20 protein-coding genes are annotated in these 25,273 nt (G+C 43.2%); 5 read left to right on the forward strand and 15 right to left on the reverse strand.

The window, feature by feature from the left end:
- Positions 1-292 precede the first annotated feature (292 nt).
- Positions 293-2,308: a methyl-accepting chemotaxis protein gene (locus QQL60_RS06685; RefSeq protein WP_284722826.1), complete on the forward strand. Its 2,016-nt coding sequence runs from the start codon at positions 293-295 to the stop codon at positions 2,306-2,308.
- 54 nt (positions 2,309-2,362) lie between these two features.
- Here the strand turns inward: QQL60_RS06685 and purL are convergent, their stop codons facing one another.
- Entirely contained in the window at positions 2,363-6,247 is a 3,885-nt protein-coding gene (purL, locus tag QQL60_RS06690) for a phosphoribosylformylglycinamidine synthase (protein WP_284722827.1), read from the reverse strand.
- Positions 6,248-6,332: 85 nt separating this feature from the next.
- Here purL and QQL60_RS06695 point away from each other — a divergent pair, with 85 nt between their 5' ends.
- The 4 genes from QQL60_RS06695 to QQL60_RS06710 all read left to right on the forward strand — a co-directional run bounded on the left by QQL60_RS06695 (position 6,333) and on the right by QQL60_RS06710 (position 11,359).
- A complete protein-coding gene (locus QQL60_RS06695; protein ID WP_284722828.1) occupies positions 6,333-6,758 on the forward strand; it encodes an RDD family protein in 426 nt (141 codons plus the stop codon).
- 88 nt (positions 6,759-6,846) lie between these two features.
- Entirely contained in the window at positions 6,847-7,275 is a 429-nt protein-coding gene (locus QQL60_RS06700; protein WP_284722829.1) for a type 2 periplasmic-binding domain-containing protein, read from the forward strand.
- Positions 7,272-8,519, forward strand: coding sequence for a porin (locus QQL60_RS06705; protein ID WP_284722830.1), 1,248 nt, complete (start codon positions 7,272-7,274; stop codon positions 8,517-8,519). The genes QQL60_RS06700 and QQL60_RS06705 overlap by 4 nt, the downstream gene beginning before the upstream one ends.
- An 8-nt stretch (positions 8,520-8,527) precedes the next feature.
- On the forward strand, positions 8,528-11,359 hold the full coding sequence (locus tag QQL60_RS06710) for a bifunctional diguanylate cyclase/phosphodiesterase (RefSeq protein WP_284722831.1): 2,832 nt from the start codon (positions 8,528-8,530) through the stop codon (positions 11,357-11,359).
- Here the strand turns inward: QQL60_RS06710 and QQL60_RS06715 are convergent.
- The 14 genes from QQL60_RS06715 to speA form a co-directional block, all read right to left on the reverse strand.
- Positions 11,353-11,577, reverse strand: a complete 225-nt coding sequence (locus QQL60_RS06715) for a DUF2835 domain-containing protein (protein ID WP_284722832.1) — start codon at positions 11,575-11,577, stop codon at positions 11,353-11,355. The genes QQL60_RS06710 and QQL60_RS06715 overlap by 7 nt on opposite strands.
- Before the next feature lie 12 nt (positions 11,578-11,589).
- Entirely contained in the window at positions 11,590-12,003 is a 414-nt protein-coding gene (locus tag QQL60_RS06720) for an HIT domain-containing protein (RefSeq protein ID WP_284722833.1), read from the reverse strand.
- A 2-nt stretch (positions 12,004-12,005) separates the two neighbouring features.
- On the reverse strand, positions 12,006-14,663 hold the full coding sequence (pepN, locus tag QQL60_RS06725) for an aminopeptidase N (protein ID WP_284722901.1): 2,658 nt from the start codon (positions 14,661-14,663) through the stop codon (positions 12,006-12,008).
- Positions 14,664-14,675: 12 nt separating this feature from the next.
- Positions 14,676-15,008, reverse strand: a complete 333-nt coding sequence (locus QQL60_RS06730) for a YqfO family protein (RefSeq protein ID WP_284722834.1) — start codon at positions 15,006-15,008, stop codon at positions 14,676-14,678.
- 3 nt (positions 15,009-15,011) lie between these two features.
- Positions 15,012-16,064: a WD40 repeat domain-containing protein gene (locus QQL60_RS06735; protein ID WP_284722835.1), complete on the reverse strand. Its 1,053-nt coding sequence runs from the start codon at positions 16,062-16,064 to the stop codon at positions 15,012-15,014.
- Between the two features lie 5 nt (positions 16,065-16,069).
- A complete protein-coding gene (dcd, locus tag QQL60_RS06740; RefSeq protein ID WP_284722836.1) occupies positions 16,070-16,630 on the reverse strand; it encodes a dCTP deaminase in 561 nt (186 codons plus the stop codon).
- Positions 16,631-16,717: 87 nt separating this feature from the next.
- Complete coding sequence (gene apbC, locus QQL60_RS06745) at positions 16,718-17,800, reverse strand: iron-sulfur cluster carrier protein ApbC (protein ID WP_284722837.1); 1,083 nt, start codon at positions 17,798-17,800, stop codon at positions 16,718-16,720.
- Between the two features lie 140 nt (positions 17,801-17,940).
- The gene (locus QQL60_RS06750) at positions 17,941-18,822 is read right to left on the reverse strand and encodes a carbon-nitrogen hydrolase family protein (RefSeq protein ID WP_007144836.1); all 882 of its coding nucleotides are present in this window, start codon (positions 18,820-18,822) and stop codon (positions 17,941-17,943) included.
- A 62-nt stretch (positions 18,823-18,884) separates the two neighbouring features.
- Positions 18,885-19,472, reverse strand: a complete 588-nt coding sequence (locus QQL60_RS06755) for a GNAT family N-acetyltransferase (protein WP_284722838.1) — start codon at positions 19,470-19,472, stop codon at positions 18,885-18,887.
- A gap of 10 nt (positions 19,473-19,482) precedes the next feature.
- Entirely contained in the window at positions 19,483-19,890 is a 408-nt protein-coding gene (locus tag QQL60_RS06760) for a ketosteroid isomerase-related protein (RefSeq protein WP_007144834.1), read from the reverse strand.
- A 151-nt stretch (positions 19,891-20,041) separates the two neighbouring features.
- The gene (gene speB, locus QQL60_RS06765; protein WP_284722839.1) at positions 20,042-20,908 is read right to left on the reverse strand and encodes an agmatinase; all 867 of its coding nucleotides are present in this window, start codon (positions 20,906-20,908) and stop codon (positions 20,042-20,044) included.
- A 10-nt stretch (positions 20,909-20,918) separates the two neighbouring features.
- Positions 20,919-22,085 carry a carboxynorspermidine decarboxylase gene (gene nspC, locus QQL60_RS06770; protein WP_007144832.1) on the reverse strand — a complete coding sequence of 389 codons (1,167 nt, stop codon included), beginning with the start codon at positions 22,083-22,085 and terminating at the stop codon, positions 20,919-20,921.
- Positions 22,086-22,090: 5 nt separating this feature from the next.
- Complete coding sequence (locus QQL60_RS06775; protein ID WP_007144831.1) at positions 22,091-23,290, reverse strand: saccharopine dehydrogenase family protein; 1,200 nt, start codon at positions 23,288-23,290, stop codon at positions 22,091-22,093.
- A gap of 26 nt (positions 23,291-23,316) precedes the next feature.
- On the reverse strand, positions 23,317-25,263 hold the full coding sequence (gene speA / locus QQL60_RS06780) for a biosynthetic arginine decarboxylase (protein ID WP_007144830.1): 1,947 nt from the start codon (positions 25,261-25,263) through the stop codon (positions 23,317-23,319).
- Positions 25,264-25,273 lie beyond the last annotated feature (10 nt).

A 25,273-nucleotide genomic window follows, 5' to 3' on the forward strand; every position in this document is an offset into this window, starting at 1 on the left:
GGTCAATCCTCGACCTGATGTTTAAAAATCGTACTAATCCTTTTACGGCAGTATACAAAGTAACTTAAATCAGTTTTTCTAACTCTGCTTAGGACGTCTCAGGTCCACTTATATTGTTTGTGAAAAGAAAAGTTCTCATAAAAGAATAATAAAAACAATAAAAATTGAAACAGCACAACAAGCTTTCTCCAACTTGCCATAGCTGAGCGCCAGCCATCTGTGAACTATATTAAAGAAAACAATAGATATGCCAATAAGATAGGTAAACTTGATACCTTCTGGGGAGGCGAAAATGATGAGCGTAGCGATTAACTTAATGAACTCACTTAGCTACCCAAAAAAAATGACGCTTATCACCAGTGTGTTGCTCATTCCTATTCTAGTTAGCTTTTTTCTACTGATTTATCATCTCAATAAGGTTGTCAATGAAAGTCATCATGAGCAAAAAGGGCTGGAATATCTAAAAGCATTGAAGCCTTTTTATCAGCAACTTCCCCAACATCGGGGAATGACTAATGCATACCTCAATGGTGCTGCAGAATTTAAAGAAAAAATCCTCAGCAAACGTCAGGATATCCAACAAAGCATCGAAAAAATTGACGTTATAGATCAGCAATACGGTTCAGAATTTCAAACCTCATCCTTATTGAATGAAATCAAGAAGGACTGGTTACTCCTATCTAATGAAGATAGTGGGACAGACTCAAATGCTATTTTTACAGCACACACTCAACTGATCACAAAAGTACGACGCTTGATGAATGTTGTTAACCATAATTCCGGGCTGATTGTGGATCCTGAGCTTGAAACCACATTCATCATTGAAACCATTGTCAGTTATATTCCCCTGCTTGCTGAGAATATTGGCCAAACACGAGGATTAGCCTCTGGTATCGTAGCTAATAATGAGATCACCACAGAACAACGTATCAAACTCACAGCAGCACTCAGCAAAGTTCAAAATGAAGCTGACAACACTCAGCAAGCGATAACACATATCATTGAACACAATCCCAAGCTGAAAGAATCGATAGGAAAACTGGAACAGGATCGAGAAAACATTCTTGCACAGTTTATTCATATCATTCAGCAAGATATTCTGGAGACTAACAGCATTAAAGCTGATGCCGACTCTATTTTTAATCTGGGTAGTCAGGCTATTTCAGCAAACTATGTGATGTATGACTATTTGGCTGATACTTTAACCACATTACTTGATGAACGGTTATCGAGCCTGCAATTTGAGAAAAACCTAGTCATCACTATTATCGTAATTGCACTTGTAGTAGCGCTTTATCTGTTTATTGGTTTTTATCAGGCGACAGTGAATATGATCAGGCATATTACTCAGGCCTCTCAGCGTATTGCTATGGGTGATCTCACCATACAAATTGATAGCCCTGCTAAAGATGAAACTGCGGATATATTTAAAGCGCTCAGTGACATGACACATAATTTAAATAATATCGTCAATCAATTAAGGCTCAACGCAAATGAGTTAGCTGCCGCTTCTGAAGAGTTATCAGCAAATACCCTTCAGTCAAAGTCTAACTCGCAGGAACAACAAAACCAGTCTGAACAAATCGCCACAGCAATGAATGAAATGTCCAGCACGATTAGAGAAATCGCTCAGAATGCTGAATTATTAGCGGAAGAAGTCCGTACAGCAAATAATGAATCACAGTCAGGGCAAGCGGTCATCACTGAAACAGTTAAATCTATTCATTCTCTCACCGAAGATGTTGGTAGAGCTGCCATGACCATTGCTGAACTGAGTCAAAGTAGTGAGCAGATTGGCTCGGTATTAACCGTGATTAAAGGCGTTGCAGAACAAACCAATTTGTTGGCTTTGAATGCTGCAATTGAAGCAGCAAGAGCCGGTGACCACGGTCGAGGTTTTGCTGTTGTTGCCGATGAGGTTCGCTCCCTCGCCAACAGAACACAAGAGTCTGCTGAGCAGATTCAAGTCATGGTTGATAATTTACAGCAAAAAACCAAACAAGCAGTGCTGGTAATGGATAAAGAAAAATCCAATGCTGCAGGCATGGTCCAATACACTGAGTCGGCGACGCAGTCCATTTTGAATATTGTTAATTCCATGACTCAAATTTCTGACATGAGTACCCATGTAGCCAGCGCAGCTGAAGAACAAGGTTTAGTCTCAGAAGAAATTAATCGCAATATCACCCGGGTTTCTGATTTATCTGAAGACAACTTGCACGGCAGTGAACAAATTTCTATCGCCAGCCAAAACCTGGCAAGTCTTGCATCACAACTCAATACCATTGTGCAGCGATTTAAAGTCTGAATCTTGCAGTCATAAAAAAGGGCCTGAAGGCCCTTTTTTATTAAAATAGTAGATTTAGTTAACCCAACACCGGGCATTCTGGAACAGTCTTGCCCATGGACCGTCCTTACCCCAGTCATCTGGATGCCAGGAGTGCTGAACTGTACGGGTGACGCGCTCAGGATGAGGCATCATAATCGTTACCCGACCATCATCTGTTGTCAGAGCAGTCACACCACCGACCGAACCATTCGGATTCATTGGATAACTCTCCGTTGGCTGACCATAATGATCCACATAACGCATGGCAACGATTGCCTGCTGTTCTGAGCCTGTCTCACTGTAATCCACACGGCCTTCACCATGAGCAACGGCGATTGGCATAACTGAACCAGCCATACCTTTCAGCAGTATAGAAGGTGACTCAACAATTTCTACCAGAGAAAAGCGTGCTTCAAATTGTTCAGATGTATTGCGTGAGAAACGCGGCCAGTGATCACTACCAGGAATCAGCTCTTTTAACTGCGATAACATCTGACAGCCATTACATACGCCCAATGCAAAGGTATCAGGACGATGGAAGAAATCTGTGAACTGTTGACGTGCACGATCGTTATGCAAAATCGTACTAGCCCAACCACGACCAGCACCAAGCACATCACCATAAGAGAAACCACCACAGGCCACTAAACCAACAAAGTCAGTCAGTTCAATACGCCCTTCCAGTACATCGCTCATATGTACATCAATCGCATTAAAACCAGCATGATCAAATGAGGCAGCCATTTCTACCTGACCATTAACCCCCTGCTCACGCAGAATGGCGACTTTTGGACGATGTCCACTAACGATAAGTGAACTGGCGATATTTTCTGCTGGGTTAAATGATGGCTTGGTGAATAAGCCCGGATCATTCTCATCCAATAAGGCATCAAACTCTTGTCTTGCACAGTCTGGGTTATCACGTAATGCCTGCATTTGATAGCTGGTTTCAGCCCAGAAACGCTGCAATGTCACACGTGATTCATCAATCACCAGTTCTTTTTCAACATGAATACGAATCTGCTGCTGTTCTGTCACTTTACCGATAGCAAATGACATTGAGGTCAAATTGTAATCTTTAAGAATATTCATTACGTGGTTCAAATCGGCATGAGGCACTTGAATCACCGCACCTAATTCTTCATTGAACAAGACTGACAGCGCATCCCCTAAACCATTAAGATGAATGTCCAGACCACAGTGGCCAGCAAAAGCCATTTCAGCAAGCGTGACAGCAAGGCCGCCATCACCTCTATCGTGATAAGACAATAACAATTCTTCATTCTTCAAGCGTTGAATGGCATTAAAGAAGTTTTTCAAATGTACCGCATCATCGATATCAGGCGCTGTAGTGCCGACCTGACTGAATACCTGAGCAAGTGCAGAACCACCTAAACGGTTTTTATTTTGTCCCAAATCGATATAAATCAGATCTGTTTCGCCTAGATCTGTTCTTAATTGCGGTGTGCTGGTGCAGCTGGCATCAGTAACCGGTGCAAAGGCACTGATAATCAACGATAAAGGTGATGTGACCGCTTTGGTTTGACCTTTTTCATCCCACACTGTTTTCATCGACAATGAATCTTTGCCGACCGGAATCGCTATGCCCAGCTCAGGACACAGTTCCATCCCAATCGCTTTAACTGTGTCATACAGCAGAGCATCTTCACCAGGGTGACCACATGCGGCCATCCAGTTAGCAGACAGTTTAATGTCGCCTAATTTATCAATTTTTGCCGCTGCAATATTGGTAATCGCTTCACCCACTGCGATCCGACCTGATGCCGCCGCATTAATCAGAGCAATTGGGGCACGCTCGCCCATAGACATGGCTTCACCTAACACATCATGATGATCAGCCAATGTCACAGCACAATCAGCGACAGGTACTTGCCACGGGCCGACCATCTGGTCACGTGCAACCAGACCGGTGACACTTCTGTCACCAATGGTAATCAAGAAATTCTTACTGGCTACAGTAGGCAGTTTAAGTACACGTTCCAAAGCGTCACGGGCAGAGACACCTTCAAAATCAAGCTCAGGATAGCTCTGTTTAATATGTTTCACTTCACGCAGCATTTTGGGTGGTTTACCCAATAGCAGTGATAACGGCATATCAATCGGTGATGTTTCATTATCTGCATCACCCAGTAATAAATGTTCTTCTTCTGTCGTTTCCCCTACCACGGCCCATGGACAACGTTCACGTTCACAGATCGCTTTGAATTCATCTATACGATCAGGATGAACGCCAAGCACATAACGTTCCTGAGATTCATTACACCAAATTTCCATGGGTGACATACTGGGTTCGTCATTAGGAATGACTCGCAGCTCAAAACGTCCGCCACGGCCACTATCATCGACTAATTCAGGAAAAGCATTAGACAGACCACCTGCGCCTACATCATGAATCGCAATAATAGGGTTTTGCTCACCTAATGCCACACAGCGATCAATGACTTCCTGACAGCGACGTTCCATTTCAGGATTACCACGCTGAACAGACGCAAAGTCGAGGCCTTCATCACTGGCACCGGAATTAACTGAAGAAGCCGCGCTACCACCGAGACCAATTAACATGGCGGGACCACCCAGCACGATTAACTGTACACCAGGATCCATAATGCCTTTTTCAACATGCTGTGGACGGATAGAGCCCATTCCACCGGCAACCATAATCGGTTTATGGTACCCACGTACTTCAAAACCATTATCCGTCGGCACCTGCACTTCATAAGTACGGAAGTAACCGCACAGATTGGGACGACCAAATTCATTATTAAAGGCGGCCCCACCCAAAGGACCATCAATCATGATTTCACGAGCAGAGGCCATACGAGCCGGTTTACCGTAAGGTGTTTCCCAAGGTTGTTCAAAACCAGGAATTTCCAGATTGGAAACAGAAAACCCGGTTAAGCCTGCTTTCGGTTTTGATCCACGTCCTGTTGCACCTTCGTCACGGATTTCACCACCTGCACCAGTGGATGCACCAGGGAATGGAGAGATGGCCGTAGGATGGTTATGCGTTTCCACTTTCATCAGGATGTGCTGAACTTCACCTTCATAATGATAATGGCCAGTCGCCATGTCCACCTGAAACCGATGACTTCTTGGGCCTTCAATTACAGATGAGTTGTCACTATAGGCTTTCACAACCCCTTCCGGATGAAGATCATGGGTGTTGCGGATCATATTGAATAAGGTATGAGGCTGGGTCTCGCCATCAATGATCCAGTCAGCACGGAAAATTTTATGACGACAATGCTCTGAGTTCGCCTGAGCAAACATCATTAATTCAATATCGTTGGGATTACGGTCTAATAAGGTGAAGTTTTCAAAAAGATAATCAATTTCATCTTCGGCTAAAGCCAGGCCCATTTGCTGATTAGCCAGCACCAATGCTTCACGGCCACCATTGAGAATATCGACACTGACTAATGAACGTGACTCACCATGCATGAATAAACGATCGGTTTCATCCACACTTTCAAACACCGTCTCGATCATACGGTCATGTAAGAAACTAGCAACGCGATTTTTCTGGTGTTGACTGAGTGTTTCGGAAGCTTCAATAAAAAAGGCAACACCCCGCTCCACTCGTTCAACATTTTTCACACCACTATTGATGGTGATATCGGTGGCTTTGCTCGACCAGGGTGAAATTGTGCCAGGTCTCGGCGTCACCAGAAAAAAGCTTTCATTGTCTTTTGCTTCGCTTTCGCGCGCTTCTGCTTCAAGCAGTGTTTCAAGAATCTGATGCTCCGCCGAAGGCAAAATACATTCATCATCAATTTCAATAAAATAACGAAACTCTGTTCTAACAGCCGTAACAACAGGCACTTCAGCCTGAATGCTGTTTAGTAATTTCTCCAGACGGAAAGCAGAAAAAGCCGGGCGGCCAATCAATTGCAGCATGCGGATCCCAATTCAAGATAAACTAAAGCGATAATGATACTTTATGTAAGGTTTAACGCCCAAATAAAATCCGCTGGAAATCATAATGAGTGTAGCTGTTCACAATCGACCGGGGCCAATTCGTCAATTAATGGCGATGGTATACGACTTCTTACTTTTACTATCCGCCTTATTATTCGCTGCTATTATTCCGGTTGCGCTAAATGGTGGTGAGGCTATTACACCGGGCAATGTGTTTTTTTTAATATATTTACTGTCAGTGTGTTTTTTATTCTATGGCTGGTTCTGGACTCATGGAGGACAAACCCTCGGTATGCGAGCATGGAAAATAAAACTTATTAGCTTGACTACACCGTCAATCTCCTGGAAACAGGCAGCCATACGTTTTAGTTTAGGAGTTCTATCCTGGCTCTGTCTGGGCTTGGGATTCTGGTGGCAATGGCTAAGTAAAGATAAACAAAGCTGGTATAACCAAGTAGCGAAAACCTCTCTTATTTTTATCAAAGAATGAGTTGAACAACATAAAGTTGTTTTTAGCATGGCTTTTTTTTGTATTCATGCCTAGAATTGGGTTCAACACAGCTTAAGGAACAAGGCTGATGACATGGATAAGCATCAGAATCCTCATCACTTTATTGTTTCTGGTATCGCAAGATCTACCAGCTCAAAATGTTATTGCCAACGTTCAGGTTGAGACCAAGCAATTAAGCAAAACCACTGCTCGCTCGATCTTTGCCATGCGAGTTCATCAATGGCCTGATGGCACACCAATCAAAGTCTTCGTTTTTCAAGATCAAAACCCCACGCATAATGAGTTTTGTAAGTCTATATTGGGCATGTTTCCATACCAGCTCAGACGAATTTGGGATCGGCAGGTTTTTTCAGGAACAGGCGCTGCTCCCGTAGTCGTTAACTCCGAACAGGAAATGCTTAATGCTGTTGCCAGTACGGAAGGGGCAATTGGCTATATCAGTCTGGACAGCGCTGATACACACGAAGGTATTCAAATGATTAAGGTGGACTTATGAGAGTAATACTACTATCCATCTTTCTCAGCATATCAACAGCTGCGTTTGCTGATGATGATACACCTTGGTTTGAACGGATCGTGTTACACGGTTTTGCATCGCAAGGGTACATACATACTACCGACAATCATTTTTTTGGTCCGAGTGATGAGGGTAGTTTTGAATTCACTGAAGTCGGCATCAATGGCAGCTTGAGTCTCAATCCCAAACTCAGGCTATCTGCCCAACTATTATCCAGACAAGCAGGTAGATTTGATAACGGCTCACCACGACTTGATTATGGCTTAATTGATATTTCCCTGTATTCCAATACTACCTACTCTTCTGGACTCTACATCGGCAGAATCAAAAACGAAATTGGTTTGTATAACGAAACGCGAGATGTCGCTCATACAAGAAGCGCTATATTTCTTCCTCAAGTGATCTATTTCGATAAAGTCAGAAACACCATTATGGCAGCCGATGGCGTGCACTTTTATAACAACCTTGATCTAGATAGCGGTACACTTTTTATGGAAGTAGGCACAGGCTATACCTTGGCAGATAAAAATGTTGAATATGCCTATATGGGTGATGACTGGGCAGGCTCTATCCACAACGATAAATTGGGTATCTTCGGAAAACTCCTTTATGAGCATAATGGCGGGCAATGGATATATTCAATCACTGGGACAAGAGTCACGCTCGATTTTGATGCTGGTGCGAGTGACCGTGTGCCCTTTCCTTCTGGTCCGGGAATGAATTCAGGCGAAATTGAAATCGATTATACCGTTCTCTCAGGTCAATATAACGGTGAGAAATGGCAGTTTACCAGTGAGGTTGCCTTTGAAAATGTTGATTATATTGATATCGGTGGTCCAGTATCACAGATGAATATTAATTCCATTGGTTATTACTTACAGGCAAATTACAACTTTACGCCTGCATGGCAAGCATTCATCCGTTATGAAGAATTCCAGCTAAACAAACACGACTGGAACGGGAAAAAAGCAGCAAGACAAAACCGCATAAATAGTCAGCAACTGGCTGCAAATGGGATCAATCGCGCGCCCGTTCCAGCTCATGAATATTATTCAAAAAGTTGGGTGTTAGGTGGACGCTGGCATATTTCACAAAACTTAATGCTTCGGACCGAGTATCACATTGTGGAGGGCGTAGCGACACTATCACCGCGAGAAAACGACGTGACAGATACCCATAAGAGCTGGGATATGTTTGCTGTATCTCTGTCATATCGGTTCTAGTGCTACTGATGAATACTAGTAATACATTTTTAAGTATTCGGTGGAAAGCTGGTCTATTTTTCAGTTCTATTCTATTGATTTTTCTGTTGATTTTTCATGTCATTATTTACTGGAATGTTCAGCAAAAATTTGTTTTTTTTCGTTCTCAGTTACAGGAGCAATATCATCAACAGCTACTCGGACAAATCACGACCACACGAGATCAGCTACAACGACTTGCTGAGTTGCTTATTTCACCTGATACCACGCAACAAGCAGCATCAGGAAAACACAAAGATATTTTAGAGCGTATTCAGCGTTACCGGAGTGACCTTGAATTGAACTGGGATGTTTCCCAAGTACAATTGTTTGACAGTACTGGCCGAAACTTAGGTGGATGGGGTCCGCCCACACCAAAATTCATAAAATCGATTATTACACTCACCGCAGAAACTGAACTCGCTCAGAATCAACTCAACTGCGAAGTCAGTTGCAAACAATACCTTTTATTACCTATTCTGGCGGATAACACGACTAATCATGTCTTAGTGCTGGGCTATAATCTGACGCAATCATTGTTAGATTTTCAGGCACAAACGGGTGCCGATATTGCCATTATTTCTGATCAGTCCAACACACAGGAGTTACGTCAAGCTGATACATCGCTCTGGGAGCGTCATCTCAATGTACTCACTTCCTTCAATAGCAATATCGCTTATTTAAGATATCTAGCAAAACATTATCGTTATCAAGACATTGATCACGATAAATTGATCTTACGCGATTCGAATTTACCGGTTGAATTTCAATTTGTTAAGCTCAAACAAGTGAGCAATGTTGTACTGGTGATAATCGATAATATCGCTAATCAGCAACATGAGCTTAGCAGCCTTACTTATAGGACCATTGCCTGGTCACTTATTGGCTTAATCGCCATTGGTGGCAGTCTATTCTTACTATTATCAGCGCCACTGAGGCGATTATCAGCAGTCTCCAAAGCCCTGCCTCTTCTCGCCGAGAAGAAATACCTTGAAGTCAGAAATATGCTGAATCATACATTGCCAAGACGTTACATTGATGAGCTGAATATCCTTGAACAGTCTGCCGTAGTACTTTCAGAACAACTGGAAGATCTGGAAAGCTCTGTTAACAAGCAGACAGATTCACTCAATAAGCGGACGCAAGAGCTGATACAAGAAAGGGACTTTGTCAGTAATCTGATAGACACAGCCCAGTTAATTATTATTACATTGGATAAAAATCACTGTATCTCGAGCTTCAATGAACTTGCGACCCGCATCACCGGCTATCAAGCAAGTGACGTATTAAATCAGTCATTTGAACAATTTTTTCATCCCTCTGATTGGCAGAGGGTCGATCAATCACTTAAGCAACTGTCCGATCACGGTGAAAAGATAGTTCACATGGAATCCGACATTCTCTCAACTGATGGACAGAGCCATACTATCTCTTGGATACATTCCAATTTTCGAGTGCCCACAAATAATGCTGTGATTCTCTCAGTAGGCATCGATATAACAGAAAAAAAACAAAATGAGACTGAGTTACGCTGGCTTGCAACTCATGACCCACTAACTGAACTCTATAATCGAAAAAAACTTAAGAATCAGTTTGAACATATTCTCAAACAAGCTATTTTCAATGAGCAACAAGGTATTTTGCTGGTGCTTGATTTGGATCATTTCAAAGATATCAATGACAGTTGTGGTCATAATATTGGTGACCAATTACTCAAGAATGTAGCAAGAGCACTGACAGAGGTCAGTCGTGATAAAGATGTATTAGCGCGATTAGGCGGTGATGAATTTGCCATCATTTTGCCTGAAACTGATTTAAATACTGCTATTATTCTGTGTGAACAAATCAGTGCAAGATTACATACTCTACACTTTGAATTTGAACAAGTTCGCTATAGCATTTCTTCCAGTATCGGCATCGTGCCTTTTCCACTCAATGAGTTCAATGTGGATCGTCTCTTAAGCAGTGCAGATTTGGCGATGTATCAAGCAAAGTCACATGGTAAAGATACATGGCGGCTGTTTACCCATGACGACATGCTAGGAAAACAACTCCAGGAACGTATGCGTTGGAAACAGAAAATTGAAGATGCATTGTCAGACGACCGTTTTATACTCTATTTCCAACCTATCATGCAGATTCAAACCCAAGCGGTGAGCCATTATGAAGTGCTGCTACGCATGTTAGATGAGGATGGTGAAGTACACAGTCCAGGCATGTTTATTGAAATTGCTGAACAATCAGGCTTAATCCACCGAATCGATCACTATGTATTAGAAAAAGGCATTGCCAAACTAGCGGATCTGGAACATCAAGGCATAAACATCACTTTATCATTGAACTTATCTGCCCACGCAATGCTTGATGCTGATCTTATACCGCTGCTAAAACACCTTTTAGGACAATATAATGCCAGTCCAGATCATTTATTATTTGAATTGACAGAAACGGCAGCCGTCGCTGATATTAATCAAGCAAGACTATTGATGAGCGAAATGCGTGATTTAGGTTGTCGATTCTCTATAGATGACTTCGGCTCTGGCTTTGCCTCATTCCGTTATTTGCGAGAACTACCTGTTGATATGGTGAAAATTGATGGCATGTTTATCACCCATATCACAGAAAATAATGATGACAAGCTATTTGTCGAAGCCTTGGTTTCTGTAGCTAAAGGCATGGGCAAAAATACGGTGGCTGAGTTTGTTGAGAGTGCTGAGATTCTTGAAGTTTTGGCTGAACTTGGTGTCGATTATGCTCAGGGATATTACATTGGTAAGCCCCAGCCAACGTTACTTGATGGCCCGATAACATTCATTCAGTGAGTCAAGCGTGTTATACCTATCAGTTTATTATTGTCGTCAAACTCCATGGAAAACAAACCATTCACGCCTCTGCTATCAACGAACTGACGAATATGTTCAGCAGGGAAACTTAATCTTTGTCCCGTTTCAGCTGTAACGATCACCGCTTTGGCCATACCTTGATAATAACGAAGCGCTTGTTCAGGAGTAAGATTCATTCGAAAGCGTAATCTGGTCATCGCTATTTTCTTCTAGAATAAATAGTCACCTAAAGCCTGCGTCAATTGTGACAACATAGCTTTCTTTGCAATCTCAGAATAGGGCTCTGCCTGGCCTATACCCCAGACAGGCTTCGGCCAAGTGGCATCCGTTTTAAAGCGAGCAATATGATGAATATGCAGTTGTTCAACCATGTTCCCTAAAGCTGCAATATTCATTTTAGCGGCTGAAAATAAACCCGACATCGCCTTGCTCACAAAACTGGATTCGATCAACAAACGCTGCTGCTCTTGCTCAGTAAGCTGATAAATCTCAGCTTTATTTTCACGTTTTGGCACCAGTATCAACCATGGATAGCGCATATCGTTCATTAACAACACTTCGCACAGTTCAAACTCACCAATCCGGATAGTATCTTGTTTTAATTGTGGATGAAGCTCATACATTATTATGCTGCCAGATATTTTGTGACGATTTCATAAACATCGGCTGATAAGTCTTTTTGCGTAGCAATCTGTTCTAATGACGCTTTCATTAATTCTTGACGCTCAAGATCATAACGACGCCATGAATTTAACGCGCCGAGCATTCTTGCTGCAACTTGAGGATTGAGCTTATCTAACACTAATATTTGCTCTGCCAGGAATCGATAGCCAGAACCATCTTTCGCGTGAAAATGGACAGGGTTATTGCGGCAAAACTGGCCAATTAACGCACGAACATTATTTGGATTTTTAATATTAAATGCTTCATGCTTCATCAACGCTTTAACACGTAACAAGGTATCAGGTAGTTTCGATACAGCTTGCACCGATAACCATTTATCAACTACTTGACGATCATGTTTCCATTGCTCATAAAACGCACGTAATGCGTGTTCGCGTTCTGGTCCAGCCTGATCGACCATCAAACGTAAGCCAGCCAATAATTCTGTCATATTGTCAGTCACTTTCATCTGACGCAGACAGCGTTGCATTTGTAGCGGATCATCGGTGGCGGCCAAATAGGATAAACATAGATTTTTAAGACTACGTGCAGCCATATCTTCTGCATTGAACTGATATTTTTTCTGTTTACTCAGACTTTCATAACGTGCATTGAATAATGGTTTCAGTGATATGGCAATCTGTCGTTTTGCAAATTCTCTAGCCTGATGAATGCCATCTACATCAGCTACAGGCATCTGTGCAGCCAAATAGTTTTCCGTTGGCAGAGTCAACATTTTTGCCACAAGTGCTGGATCTAACTGTTCGTCATTCAAGACGGCTTCAAGCTGTGACAGCAATAATGGTGATAAGGCTAATGTATTCTGCTTTTGGATATCATCAACAATTTCCAACAACACATTAATCATTAATTGCTGACCAGCATCCCAACGATTAAAGCTGTCGGTGTCACGGCCCATTAAGAAGGCTAATTGCTTATTTGTTAAGTCATACTTGAGTTTTACCGGAGCCGAAAATCCGCGTAACACTGATGCAACAGGCTCTTCAGAAACATGGATAAACTCAAACGTCTGCTCTGTTTCTGTCAATGACAAAACACGCGTATCACCATCATAGGGGGTTACCTCTTCCGCTAACTGCATTGGCATATTATTGCCATCACTATCCAGTAAGCCCACAGCAACAGGAATATGGAAATTTAACTTATTCTCTTGCCCTGGTGTAGCTGGGCAGGATTGGCGGAGGATAAGGCTGAAACGTTGTTGCACAGGATCGTAGTGTGTCTTGACCGATAGCTCAGGCGTACCAGCTTGTTCATACCAGCGTTTAAACTGACTTAAATCAACACTATTGGCGTCTTCAATCGCTTTGACAAAATCATCGGTGGTGACGGCTTGACCATCATGTCTATCAAAGTAAAGATCTGTTCCTTTTCTAAAACCTTCGTCGCCAACCAATGTTTTAATCATACGGACGACTTCAGCGCCTTTCTCATAAATCGTCACCGTATAAAAGTTACTGATTTCAATGTATGAATCAGGTCTTACAGGGTGTGCCATTGGGCCAGCATCTTCAGCAAACTGCATACTGCGTAGGCCATTCACATCATCAATACGCTGTACCGCCGCTGAGTTCAAATCAGCACTAAAACTCTGATCACGCATGACAGTAAAGCCTTCTTTCAGACTTAACTGAAACCAATCCCGACAAGTAACACGATTGCCAGACCAGTTATGGAAATATTCATGGGCAACGATACTCTGAATCGTATAAAAATCATCATCTGTCGCTGTTTCTGGTGTGGCTAATACACAAGCGGCATTGAAGATATTCAAGCCTTTGTTTTCCATAGCCCCCATATTGAAGTCGTTAACGGCCACAATCATGAATACATCTAGATCATATTCACGGCCATAGACCTCTTCATCCCATTTCATTGATTGTTTTAACGACACTAATGCATGGTCACATTTATGTTTATTCTCAGGATCAACGTAGATGCGTAATGTGACATCGCGACCGTTCATGGTTCTGAAGTGATCTTGCTGACAATATAAGTCACCAGCAACCAGCGCAAATAAATAACTCGGCTTGGGATGAGGATCATGCCAGCGCACCCAATGACGACCATCATTAAACTGGCCCTGTTCTTCCAGGTTACCGTTCGATAACATCACCGGCCACTGTTTTGCATCGGCAACAATCGTCACTGTAAATACCGTCATTACATCCGGACGATCAGGGTAATAGGTAATCCGTCTAAACCCTTCCGCCTCACACTGAGTGCACAATAAACGTCCAGAATGATATAAGCCTTCCAACGCAGTGTTCTGATCGGGATGTATCTCGGTAATAATTTCTAATTCAAACTGTTCAGGCACCTCTGCAATAGTCAGTGACTTGCTGTTGACCTCATACTCACTATCAGAAAGTAATTTTCCATCCAATTTTATACTAATCAAATCCAGTGACTCACCATCGAGCACACACTCACCAGCAGATGATTCCGGGTTAAGCCGCATTTTTAACGTGCTGATAACCCTTGTTTTTGATTTATCCAAATCAAAATGAAGTAATGCCTCATCCACCAGATAACGAGGCACCTGATAGTTGGCTAATAAGGTCATTTTTGGTGACTGTTCCACGTTAGAAAGATCCATCATATTTCTCTATTAAAAGTCGTCTAGTGTTTTTACAGACCAGACTTCGTACGCCGGGGTTTCATAAGGATGTGCAGAAATTAAGGCTTGCAATATAGGCTTTATCTTTTGGCTGGGACAAACGGTTTCTATCCGGAACTCAGGTACATATTCCACCTGACCTTGTTGGCCGATATAAGGTTGGCTTCCAGCTAGAGGACGAAACTGCCCCATTCCTTGCGATTCCCAGCAACAGGAATCATAACCATCATATTGTCCGGCTCCCACAGCAAAAATTGCCTGTTTAACCACTTCTTTGTGAGATTCAGGGACAAAAAAAACCAGTTTTAATAATGTGTCCGCCATCAATTATCGAATACGCCATTTCTGTGCGAGACCATTGCCAAGCTCACTATATACTGAGCGGCCATCTGGGCTAAAAGCCAGCGCTTGAATTACCACACCCGGTTTTAAAGCGTCTTTGCGTGGTGTAAACCAACAGCCCAAGGCTTGACCATTTTGTGCTCGCCAGACACAAATTTCACGATTTGGGTGACCCGTAGCAACATATTTACCATCAGGTGAATAAGCTATTGCCGTGGTCGTCGTTTTAAAAACTGGGAAGTCACCCCATATACCATCTACATCCACCGGTGATGTAGTCAACACAGCGACTTGCTTACCACTTTTTACACTCCAGATACGAGTTTGAGCATTACCTGCTGAACTAATGACATTGCCACCTCTCGGGTCAAACGAGACAAAACTCACATCATTCTTATGTTGCCAGATGCGTAATTGCTGACCAGTTTCTAAATTCCACATTCTTGCTGTGTGATCATCACCACCTGTTAACCCATACTTACCATTGGGTGAAATATCCACTGTATTAATAAGCTGATCAATCGGTGAGTTCACGGCTTTGCCATCGTGTTTAAAGATTTGCACCACGCGATTTCTGATGACATCAAAATAAACGGCGGTTCTGTCTTGTAATGCCAAAAGCAGATGATCTCCTCTTGGCGATAAAGCAATGTCTTTAATAGTGACAGGAAACTCAAGCCGAATCATCGGCTCACCATTTTCCATATTCCATAACACAATGACTTTAGACTCTACGGTGGCAGCGACTTTACTGTCATCAGAAAAAGCCACATCCGTGGTAGTGCCGCTATCACTTGGCGTATTTTGCCAAGTGTATTTCACCTTATTCGTTTCAAGGTCCCAAAGCTTGGCCGGTAAATCAATGTCTCCCACCAGAACATAACGACCATCGGGAGAGAAACTCGACGCATAACTGCCATTTTCACTGTGCTTCCAGGATTCTGTCGGTGTTCTTTCTTCTGTACAGGCTGACACTGAAAGCAGTATCAGTGCAGCACTGCTGAGGGTTCGTATTACATTCTGAGTAAAAAAAGACATCGGCATCAGGAACGAGGAAGGGTCACACCAGACTGGCCTTGATATTTACCACCGCGGTCGGCATAAGATGTTTCACAGACTTCATCAGATTCGAAAAATAACATCTGCGCCACGCCTTCATTAGCATAAATCTTGGCAGGCAATGGGGTCGTGTTAGAAAACTCTAATGTTACCTGCCCTTCCCACTCTGGTTCCAGCGGGGTGACATTCACAATGATGCCGCAGCGTGCATAAGTAGATTTACCCAAACATACGGTCAAAACATTACGCGGAATTTTGAAGGTTTCAACGGTTCTGGCCAGTGCAAATGAATTCGGTGGGATGATACAAACATCAGATGTCACATCCACAAAACTGCTTTCATCAAAGTTTTTTGGATCAACAATCGCAGAGTTGATATTGGTGAAAATTTTAAACTCGTTTGAACAACGAACATCATAACCATAGCTGGAGGTGCCATAAGAGATAATACGGTTATCATCACGATATCGAACCTGACCTGGCTCAAAAGGCGAAATCATTCCCTGCGCCGCCATACGACGGATCCATTTATCTGACTTAATCATAGTTGCTTGGTTATACCTTTATAAATGTCCAATCATAAGCCTATTAAAACATATCTTAAACAGGCTTTATCGTGTCTTAGCTAAACATTAGTCATTTTTAATCACAATGTTTGGAAACGCTGCTGAGTAATCTTTGCCCTGCATTGCCAGTCTGGCACCAACGCGACGGGCAATCTGTCGATACGCCATTGAAATCTCAGCGTCAGGTTCGGTCACTACACTAGGTTTACCCGAGTCAGCATCTTCACGGATTCGAATATCCAAAGGTAAACTGCCGAGTAAATTGAGATGGTACTGTTCGGCCATACGCTGACCGCCACCGTCACCAAAAATGTGTTCTTCATGGCCACACTGACTACAGATATGGGTGCTCATATTTTCAACAATACCCAGTACCGGTACTTTGACCTTTTCAAACATCTTGTATGCTTTACGAGCATCAAGCAACGAAATATCTTGAGGTGTGGTGACAATCACCGCACCACTGACAGGGACTTTTTGCGACAAGGTTAATTGAATATCACCTGTGCCCGGTGGCAGATCGATAATCAGATAATCCAGATCTTTCCAGTTTGTCTCGCCCAATAATTGTTGCAGGGCTTGAGTCACCATCGGCCCACGCCAGATCATGGGTTCTTCTTCATCAATGAGGAAACCAATCGACATGGTTTGAATACCGTAACTTTCGACGGGATTCATCGACTTGCCATCTGGAGATTCGGGACGACGATTGGCACCCAGCATTCGAGGTTGGCTTGGCCCGTAAATATCGGCATCCAGCACACCGACGGTTGCGCCTTCTGCAGCGAGTGCCAGGGCGAGGTTGGCTGACGTGGTTGATTTACCGACGCCACCTTTACCAGAACCAACAGCAATGATGTTTTTAATATTATCCAGTGCCTGAACGCCCTGTTGCACTTTATGCTTGATGATTTCGCTTGAGACGACAACACTGACATTGTCAGCTCCTGCTTGTTGTAAAGCAGATGTTAATGCTGTATTGAGTTGTTCAATATAGCCTTTGACTGGATAACGCAGAACGACAGAAACAGTTTGTTTAGCTGCATTCTCTGCCACCATAATCGCTGGGTTAGTCTCTCCGAGTTTTATTTCGGTCGAGGGGTCCTGAAAGTCGTTAATAATCTGCTTTATCTGAGCATTATCTAACATGGAGCACTCCTGTCTATTTCATGCGATCGCCTGAAGACACGCATCTATTCTATTTTTATTGGCATGCCAGACGCTAAATCTGAAGGTTTGGCTAAAACGGCTATCTAAAAAAAACGCCATCTTTAAGACGGCGTTTAATATCAATCTAATCTGGGGCCACGTAGTTCATTTTGCAAGGGCCAATCACGATAATTAAATACCTGTCCTTGCTGACGTACACGGGCAATCTCATTTACATCCAAATCGGCATAGACCCACTGTGCAGTATCGGCAGAACCTTCCGCCAGAATACCATTATCTGGGAAGCCATAATCTACGGGTGTGTAGATGCTGGCACGTCCTGTATTCACATCGACGGCTTCTGACCACAATGCTTCACCAAATGTCGGTGATTGTAATACATAACACTGGTTTTCAAGCGCACGTGCCTGGCAACCGATTCTGACCCGATAAAAACCTGCTTGAGTGTCAGTACAGCTCGGTACCAGTACCACATCAGCGCCAGCCTGAACTTGCTGATGCGCGATTAACGGAAATTCACTGTCATAACAAATATTGATAGCAAGGCGACCAATATCTGTATCGATAACTTTAATGTCTTGTCCGGCATGAATTAACCATTGTTCATTTTCAAACCGTGTCATGATGAGTTTGTCCTGATAGTCAATAAGACCATCAACACCATACAGATTAGCGCGGTTACGAAAGCTACCATCAGACTGCAGTACAGGGAAAGAACTGGCCAATATCATCACATCAAACTGCTTGGCTAACTGAGCATAAAGCGCCTCATAATCGGCATAGACTTCTTGCATCGAATGCAGTTGTTTTCCCAAATCTTTGTAAACGGACTCACCAAACAGCGAAGCCAGTTCCATACTGCCATACTCAGGGAAAACCAGTAACTTAGCCCCATTGTTAGCTGCCTGGCTTACCCATTGTGTTAATTTATCTTCAAATTCAAACCATTGCGCGAAAAAGCCAATATCATATTGGGCAACTGCCGCTTTTACTTTGCTCATTCATGTTCCAGAGAATTAGGTATAACGTCGCTTGAGTGTTAAAAGCCAGACGCTAAAGAGATTTAAATTTTTTTCATCCAGAAAGTCATCGGCTTAGGTGATTCAATCGTCTCGCCAACTTCTTTCCAGCTGAATGTGGTATTGAGTTCAGGGTGTTTTTCATAACCGCGTTTACACCAGAAATTATCTAATGGCTGATAGTCAGCGGGTCGCTGTGGATGATCCTCTGGACGTTGAACACCACAAAAACAGCTGTATTCAAATCCACCGACTTCATGCGCATGGGCTTCCCTTTCATCGAAAAACGCAACACCGGCACCTTGTCCACGGTACTGAGACAGTAATACCGATTCACCACAATAAAATATCTTATCGATATCATAACCAGCAGCGATAAATGGGGCTTTGACTTCGTCTGTTTCGTATTTGAGTGGAATGCCAGTAGACGCACCAACAACATGCTCACCGTCAAAGGCCAATACAATGACGCTGTCAGGCGCTTCGATATATGTCTTAAGATATTTTTCTTCGTAAGTCAGGTCCCCATCATAAAGATAAGGGAAGTCACGAAAAACACGAATCCGGAGCTCAGCGAGCTCCGGAATGTATTGATTGAGTTTATCGCCAGACAGTCTTTCCAGTCTTAACATCGCACACCTCTTAGCCTGCGACTTGGGCGATCCAGTCTTCTAAGTTGTAGTAGTTAGTAATACGAGCGACTTTACCATCACGAATCACAAAGAATGCACCTGCTGGTAAACGATATGTTTGACCTGCTGCTTCTGGTAAACCTTCATCAGTTGACAAGTATTCACCTAATACAGTGAATTCAACCGCAGCACGGTCACCAGCATCATTGGTTGTGATCGAAATATCAACGATATTTTCTTTATAGTGAGCATTCATACGATCCATGAATTTTTTGAATGCTTCTTTACCGATTTCACGACCACCTTGGTTTACATCATGAATGACATCGTCTGTCAGCATATTAAGAAATGCATCCATGTCACCGCGGTTAAATGCATTGTAGTAGTCTTCCAACAGTTTTACTGTAGCTTGATTCATGATGAAAAAATCCCAAAGATTAGAAAAAGGCCGAATTTTATCTGTTTCAAGGAATGAGGAAAAGACTTAATTTGTTAATTGCCTCATATCCTTAGCCTATAACCAGGCTTTCTGATTCATTCGTTTTTGAGTCGCGCACAAGCCCTATTAATTAATGACGATTTCTTTGCACGATACCCATCAATTTATAGGTCAGCAAAGAAGCAGAAAAATCATAGGCATGGAAACCCTCAATAGGGGCAAATTCCATAATGTCAAAACCAATGATTTCGCGCTGTTTTGCAACCGACTCAAATAAGTTGAGTGTCTGATACCAATCAAGGCCACCAGGCACTGGTGTGCCAGTTGATGGAAAAACGGAAGGATCCATGCCATCAATATCCAGTGTAAAAAACACTTTTTGTGGAAAATCGTCAGGTAGCTCGATGGACTGAATCCGATTAGGCACTAACTCGTCGGCATCCTGATATAACACGCCAAATTCTTCGCGGAAGGCCATTTCTTCTTCACAGTAAGCGCGAATACCCAGCTGATAAAGTGGAATACCCATATCCACAGCACGTTTCATCACTGAGGCATGGCTCAGAAAGTCACCTTCGTAGGCATGACGTAAATCGGCATGTGCATCGATCTGCACAATGCCAAAATCCTCTATACCAGCATCACGCAAGCCTTTTATTACACCATACGTGACTGTATGTTCACCACCTAGTACAACCGGCATTCCACCGCTCTTTACGATATCAGCTGTTGCTTTAGCGATATTGTCGATGACTTGTTGTGGCGCAACACTACAATCCACTGGCTCACAAGTATAAATTCCCTCGTCGCAGGGTTTGCTCTTACCATCCCATTCTTCTAACTGCCATGACGCTTGTAAAATAGCATTAGGCCCCAAAGCTGTACCACCACCGTAGGACACACTTTTTTCATAAGGCACAGGCAAAACATGAAATAGTGCTTGTTCGGGTTCTGGCTGTTCAATTTCTGAACCGAGAAAAATTGGATAATCTTCCATTTGCATCAACTCAAGATAATCTGTGTTTAAAATCGTCGTAGCCGAACTCTTTCACAATGCGTAAGGCATCGGTTTCTGAGTTCCACAACGCAATGGCTGGTAATTTTGTGCCATTAAATGTGGTGGTTTTGACCATCGTGTAATGCGCCATATCTTCGAAAATCAGCCGCTGACCGACTTCAAGCGGTGCTTTGAAGCTGTAATCATCAATCACATCACCCGCCAGACAGGTTAAGCCCCCCAGTCTATACGTATATTCGAACTCATCTGCCTCACCAGCACCACGAATATCAGGGCGATATGGCATTTCCAGCGTATCCGGCATATGACAGGTGGCGGAGGTATCAAGAATGGCTTGATTCAGTTTATTCCAGGTAATATCCAACACTTCACAGCTCAGAATGCCTGTGCCGATGGCCATTGCTTCACCCGGCTCAAGATAGACTTGTACCTGATGGCGTGCTTGAAATGCCTGTATTAACTCCACCAACCCATTAATATCATAGCCATCAGCAGTAATATGATGACCGCCACCAAAGTTGACCCATTTCATTTGCGGCAAGATATGACCGAACTTTGATTCAACCGCTGCTACGGTACGTTGAAGTGGTTCAAAACCTTGTTCACACAGGGTATGAAAATGCAGACCACTAATTCCTTCCAATGCGGTTTCATCTAACTGCGATAAGGTTATCCCTAAACGCGATCCAGGCGAACACGGATCATAAATGGGCACGGCCCCTTCAGAATGTTCAGGATTGATTCGTAAACCAAACTCCAGATCAGGTCGTTGCTTTTGGGCCGCTAAACACTGCTCTCTAAATCGCAGCCACTGGCTGCATGAATTAAACACAATATGGTTCGCAAACGTTAACAGCTCATCTATATCTGCCTGACTGAAAGCAGCAGCGAACACATGCACTTCACCACCATATTCTTCATAACCCAGGCGAGCTTCATGCAAACCACTGGCACAGGTGCCATTCAGATATTGGCGGGTTAAATCACCCAGTGACCACATTGAAAAGGCTTTTAAGGCACCCAGCACTTTTGCACCGCTGGCTACCGCTACACCATGCAGAATACGTAAGTTACGCTCTACCGCGACTTCATCAACCACAAAACAAGGTGATGGCAAACGGGATAAATCCAGTTTGCCAAAATCAGTAAACTGCATGGATATTAGTTGTCCAGATTAAAGTTATCAAGTTCAATCACATTCCATGGCAAGCCATATTTATTCATGTCTTCCATGAAGGGATCAGGATCGAACTGTTCAATATTCCAAACACCAGGTTGTTTCCATTTGCCTTCTAACATCATTTTGGCACCAATCATGGCTGGCACACCTGTGGTGTATGAAATCGCCTGAGACTGCACTTCTTTATAACAATCCTGATGATCTTTGATGTTATAGAGGTAAACAATTTTTTCTTTACCGTCTTTAATACCTTTCACCACACAACCGATGCAGGTTTTGCCTTTGGTTCGTGGTCCTAAGGTAGAAGGATCAGGCAACAAGGCTTTCAAGAACTGAATCGGTACGATTTTCTGACCGTTATAGTCAATCGGCTCGATGCCTGTCATGCCCACATTTCCAAGCACTTCCAGGTGTTTCAGGTAACTTTCACCAAAACTCATCCAGAACTGAGCGCGTTTCAACGTCGGGAAATTTTTAGTTAATGATTCCAGCTCTTCATGATACATACGGTAAATATTGTAGGTACCGACTTCTTCTGGGCAGGTAAATGTCGCTTTTTTCGACATCGCTGGGGTTTCAACAAACTCACCATTTTCCCAGTGACGACATTCAGCAGTCACTTCGCGGATATTAATTTCCGGGTTAAAGTTGGTTGCAAACGGATAACCGTGATCACCACCATTGACATCGATAATGTCCAGTTCATGGATTTCATCAAAATAATGTTTAGCAATATAGGCGGTGAAGACATTGGTGGCACCGGGATCAAAACCACTTCCCAGCAATGCTGTTAAACCAGCCTCTTTAAACTTATCTTGATAAGCCCACTGCCATTTATATTCAAACTTGGCAGTATCCAAAGGTTCATAGTTGGCTGTGTCAAGATAATCCACTCCTGCTGCCAGACAGGCATCCATGATCGTCAGATCCTGGTATGGCAAAGCGACATTAATCACTAAGTCCGGTTTTTCCTGTTCAAGCAATGCCGTTAACTCAGCGACATTATCTGCATCCACTTTCGCTGTTTTAATCGGGCGATCCAATTGGGCAGCGATAGCTTTGCATTTTTCTTCTGTTCGGCTTGCCAAAACAATTTCAGAGAATACTTCTGGTAACTGTGCACATTTATGTGTGACTACGCCACCGACACCGCCGGCACCAATAATCAGGACTTTAGACATTGCTGAATTCCTTTAACTCGTCTCAATTAACGTTCAAAAAAAGTATAGCCATGCATACTTTCTTTAAAAGCATGCAACATTTGTTGGCGCATCGGCACCGAAATTCGTCCATCACGCACCGCTTCTTCTGCGATACGACGGAATTGTTCTAACATGTGTTTAGGATCGTACTCAACGTAGCTTAATACGTCGGCGATGCTGTCACCATGGAATTCACGACGGAAATCAAAACCACCTTCCTCGTTGATATGCACGCTGACGACATTGGTATCACCAAACAGATTGTGTAAGTCACCCAAGGTTTCCTGATACGCACCGACCAGGAAAACACTTAAATAATATTCCTCACCATGTTTCAGTTCGTGTAGCGGTAGTGTTTTTTTCACTCCGGTTGGTGAGATGAAGTTATCGATCTTACCGTCACAGTCACAGGTCATATCCGCTAAAACTGCATCTCTGACCGGCGCTTCGTTTAATCGATGGATTGGCATGATCGGGAAAAGCTGATCAATTGCCCAGATATCCGGTAATGACTGGAATAAGCTGAAATTGCCATAGTAAATATCAGACAGCAATTCGGGTAACGCTTCCAGCTCCTGAGACACGCGTCTTGCCTGTGGCAGCAGATTAGAAATCTTTTCCAGAATAGCGAGTGCCAGGTTTTCTGCTAATGCTCGTTCACGAATGGTCGCTTGTCCATGGTGAAATAATTCACGCATCTCATCACGGTAATAGAGAGAGTCGTTGTAACACTCCTGCAAATTTTCCGGACTGACGTAATCAAGCACACTAAATAGATTGATAATGTGGTCATGACTATCTTCTGGAGCTTCGGCAGGGATCGGTTCAGCTTTATGCTCACGTACTTCAAGCACATTGAATAATAACATTGAAGAATAGGCCACCAGCGCACGACCAGACTCAGAAATAATCACTGGGTGTGGGATATCCAATGGGTCCAGACTTTCCTGTAAGGCTTCTACAATGTTGTAGCAATATTCGTCCAAACCATAGTTCATACTATGCGTGCTGTTACTTCTGGCCCCCTCATAGTCAACAGCCAAACCACCGCCCATATCGATATACCCCATTGGAGCGCCTTCTTCGATAAGGCCAGCGTAAAATCGGCAGGCTTCCATCACACCAGTACGGATATTACGGATATTAGGAATTTGAGATCCCAGATGGCTGTGAAGCAACTGCAAACAGTGCAGCATGTTGGTTTGTTTAAGCTTATCAACCACGCCTAATAGAGCACTGGTAGATAAACCGAAGATCGAGCGATCGCCACTGTCTTCATTCCAGTGACCTTCCACCATAGAAGCCAGACGAATACGCACGCCAATTAAGGGATCAACACCCAGAGCACGGCTACGCTCAAGAATAATGTCCAGCTCCATGGCGGTTTCCAGCACAAAGAAGCACTTGATTCCCATTTGACGGGCATAAAGACCAAGATCGATAAATTCTTCATCTTTGTAGCCATTACAGACAATCAGACTGTCATGATCACGTAGCTGTGACAGAGCAATAATTAATTCCGCTTTACTGCCCGCTTCCAGACCATGATGGTAACGACTGCCGTAGTCAGCAATCTCTTCAATAACATGACACTGCTGATTAACTTTGATAGGAAATACGCCACGGTAATGATTTTTATAACCTGCTTCATCAATCGCCCGTGAGAATGCTTCATTAAGTTGAGTGATGCGCTGATCTAGCAGATTTTCAATGCGTAACACAGCTGGCATATCCAGTCCACGCTCACGCATGCCATTGACGATGTCAATGATAGGTACCTGTATGGTTTTCTCACCAAACTGGACGGTGACAACAGCATTACCATCTTCTGACACATCAAAGTAGTCGCTTCCCCAGTCCCTGACACCATATAAGCGAGCACTATGTTCAGCACTCCATTCAGTACTTAAATCCAGCTCGTTATCGATAGGAGGAAAAGGCGTTTTCTGCATTGACGATTAT

This window comes from Methylophaga thalassica (assembly GCF_030159795.1).
Classification (GTDB): domain Bacteria; phylum Pseudomonadota; class Gammaproteobacteria; order Nitrosococcales; family Methylophagaceae; genus Methylophaga; species Methylophaga thalassica.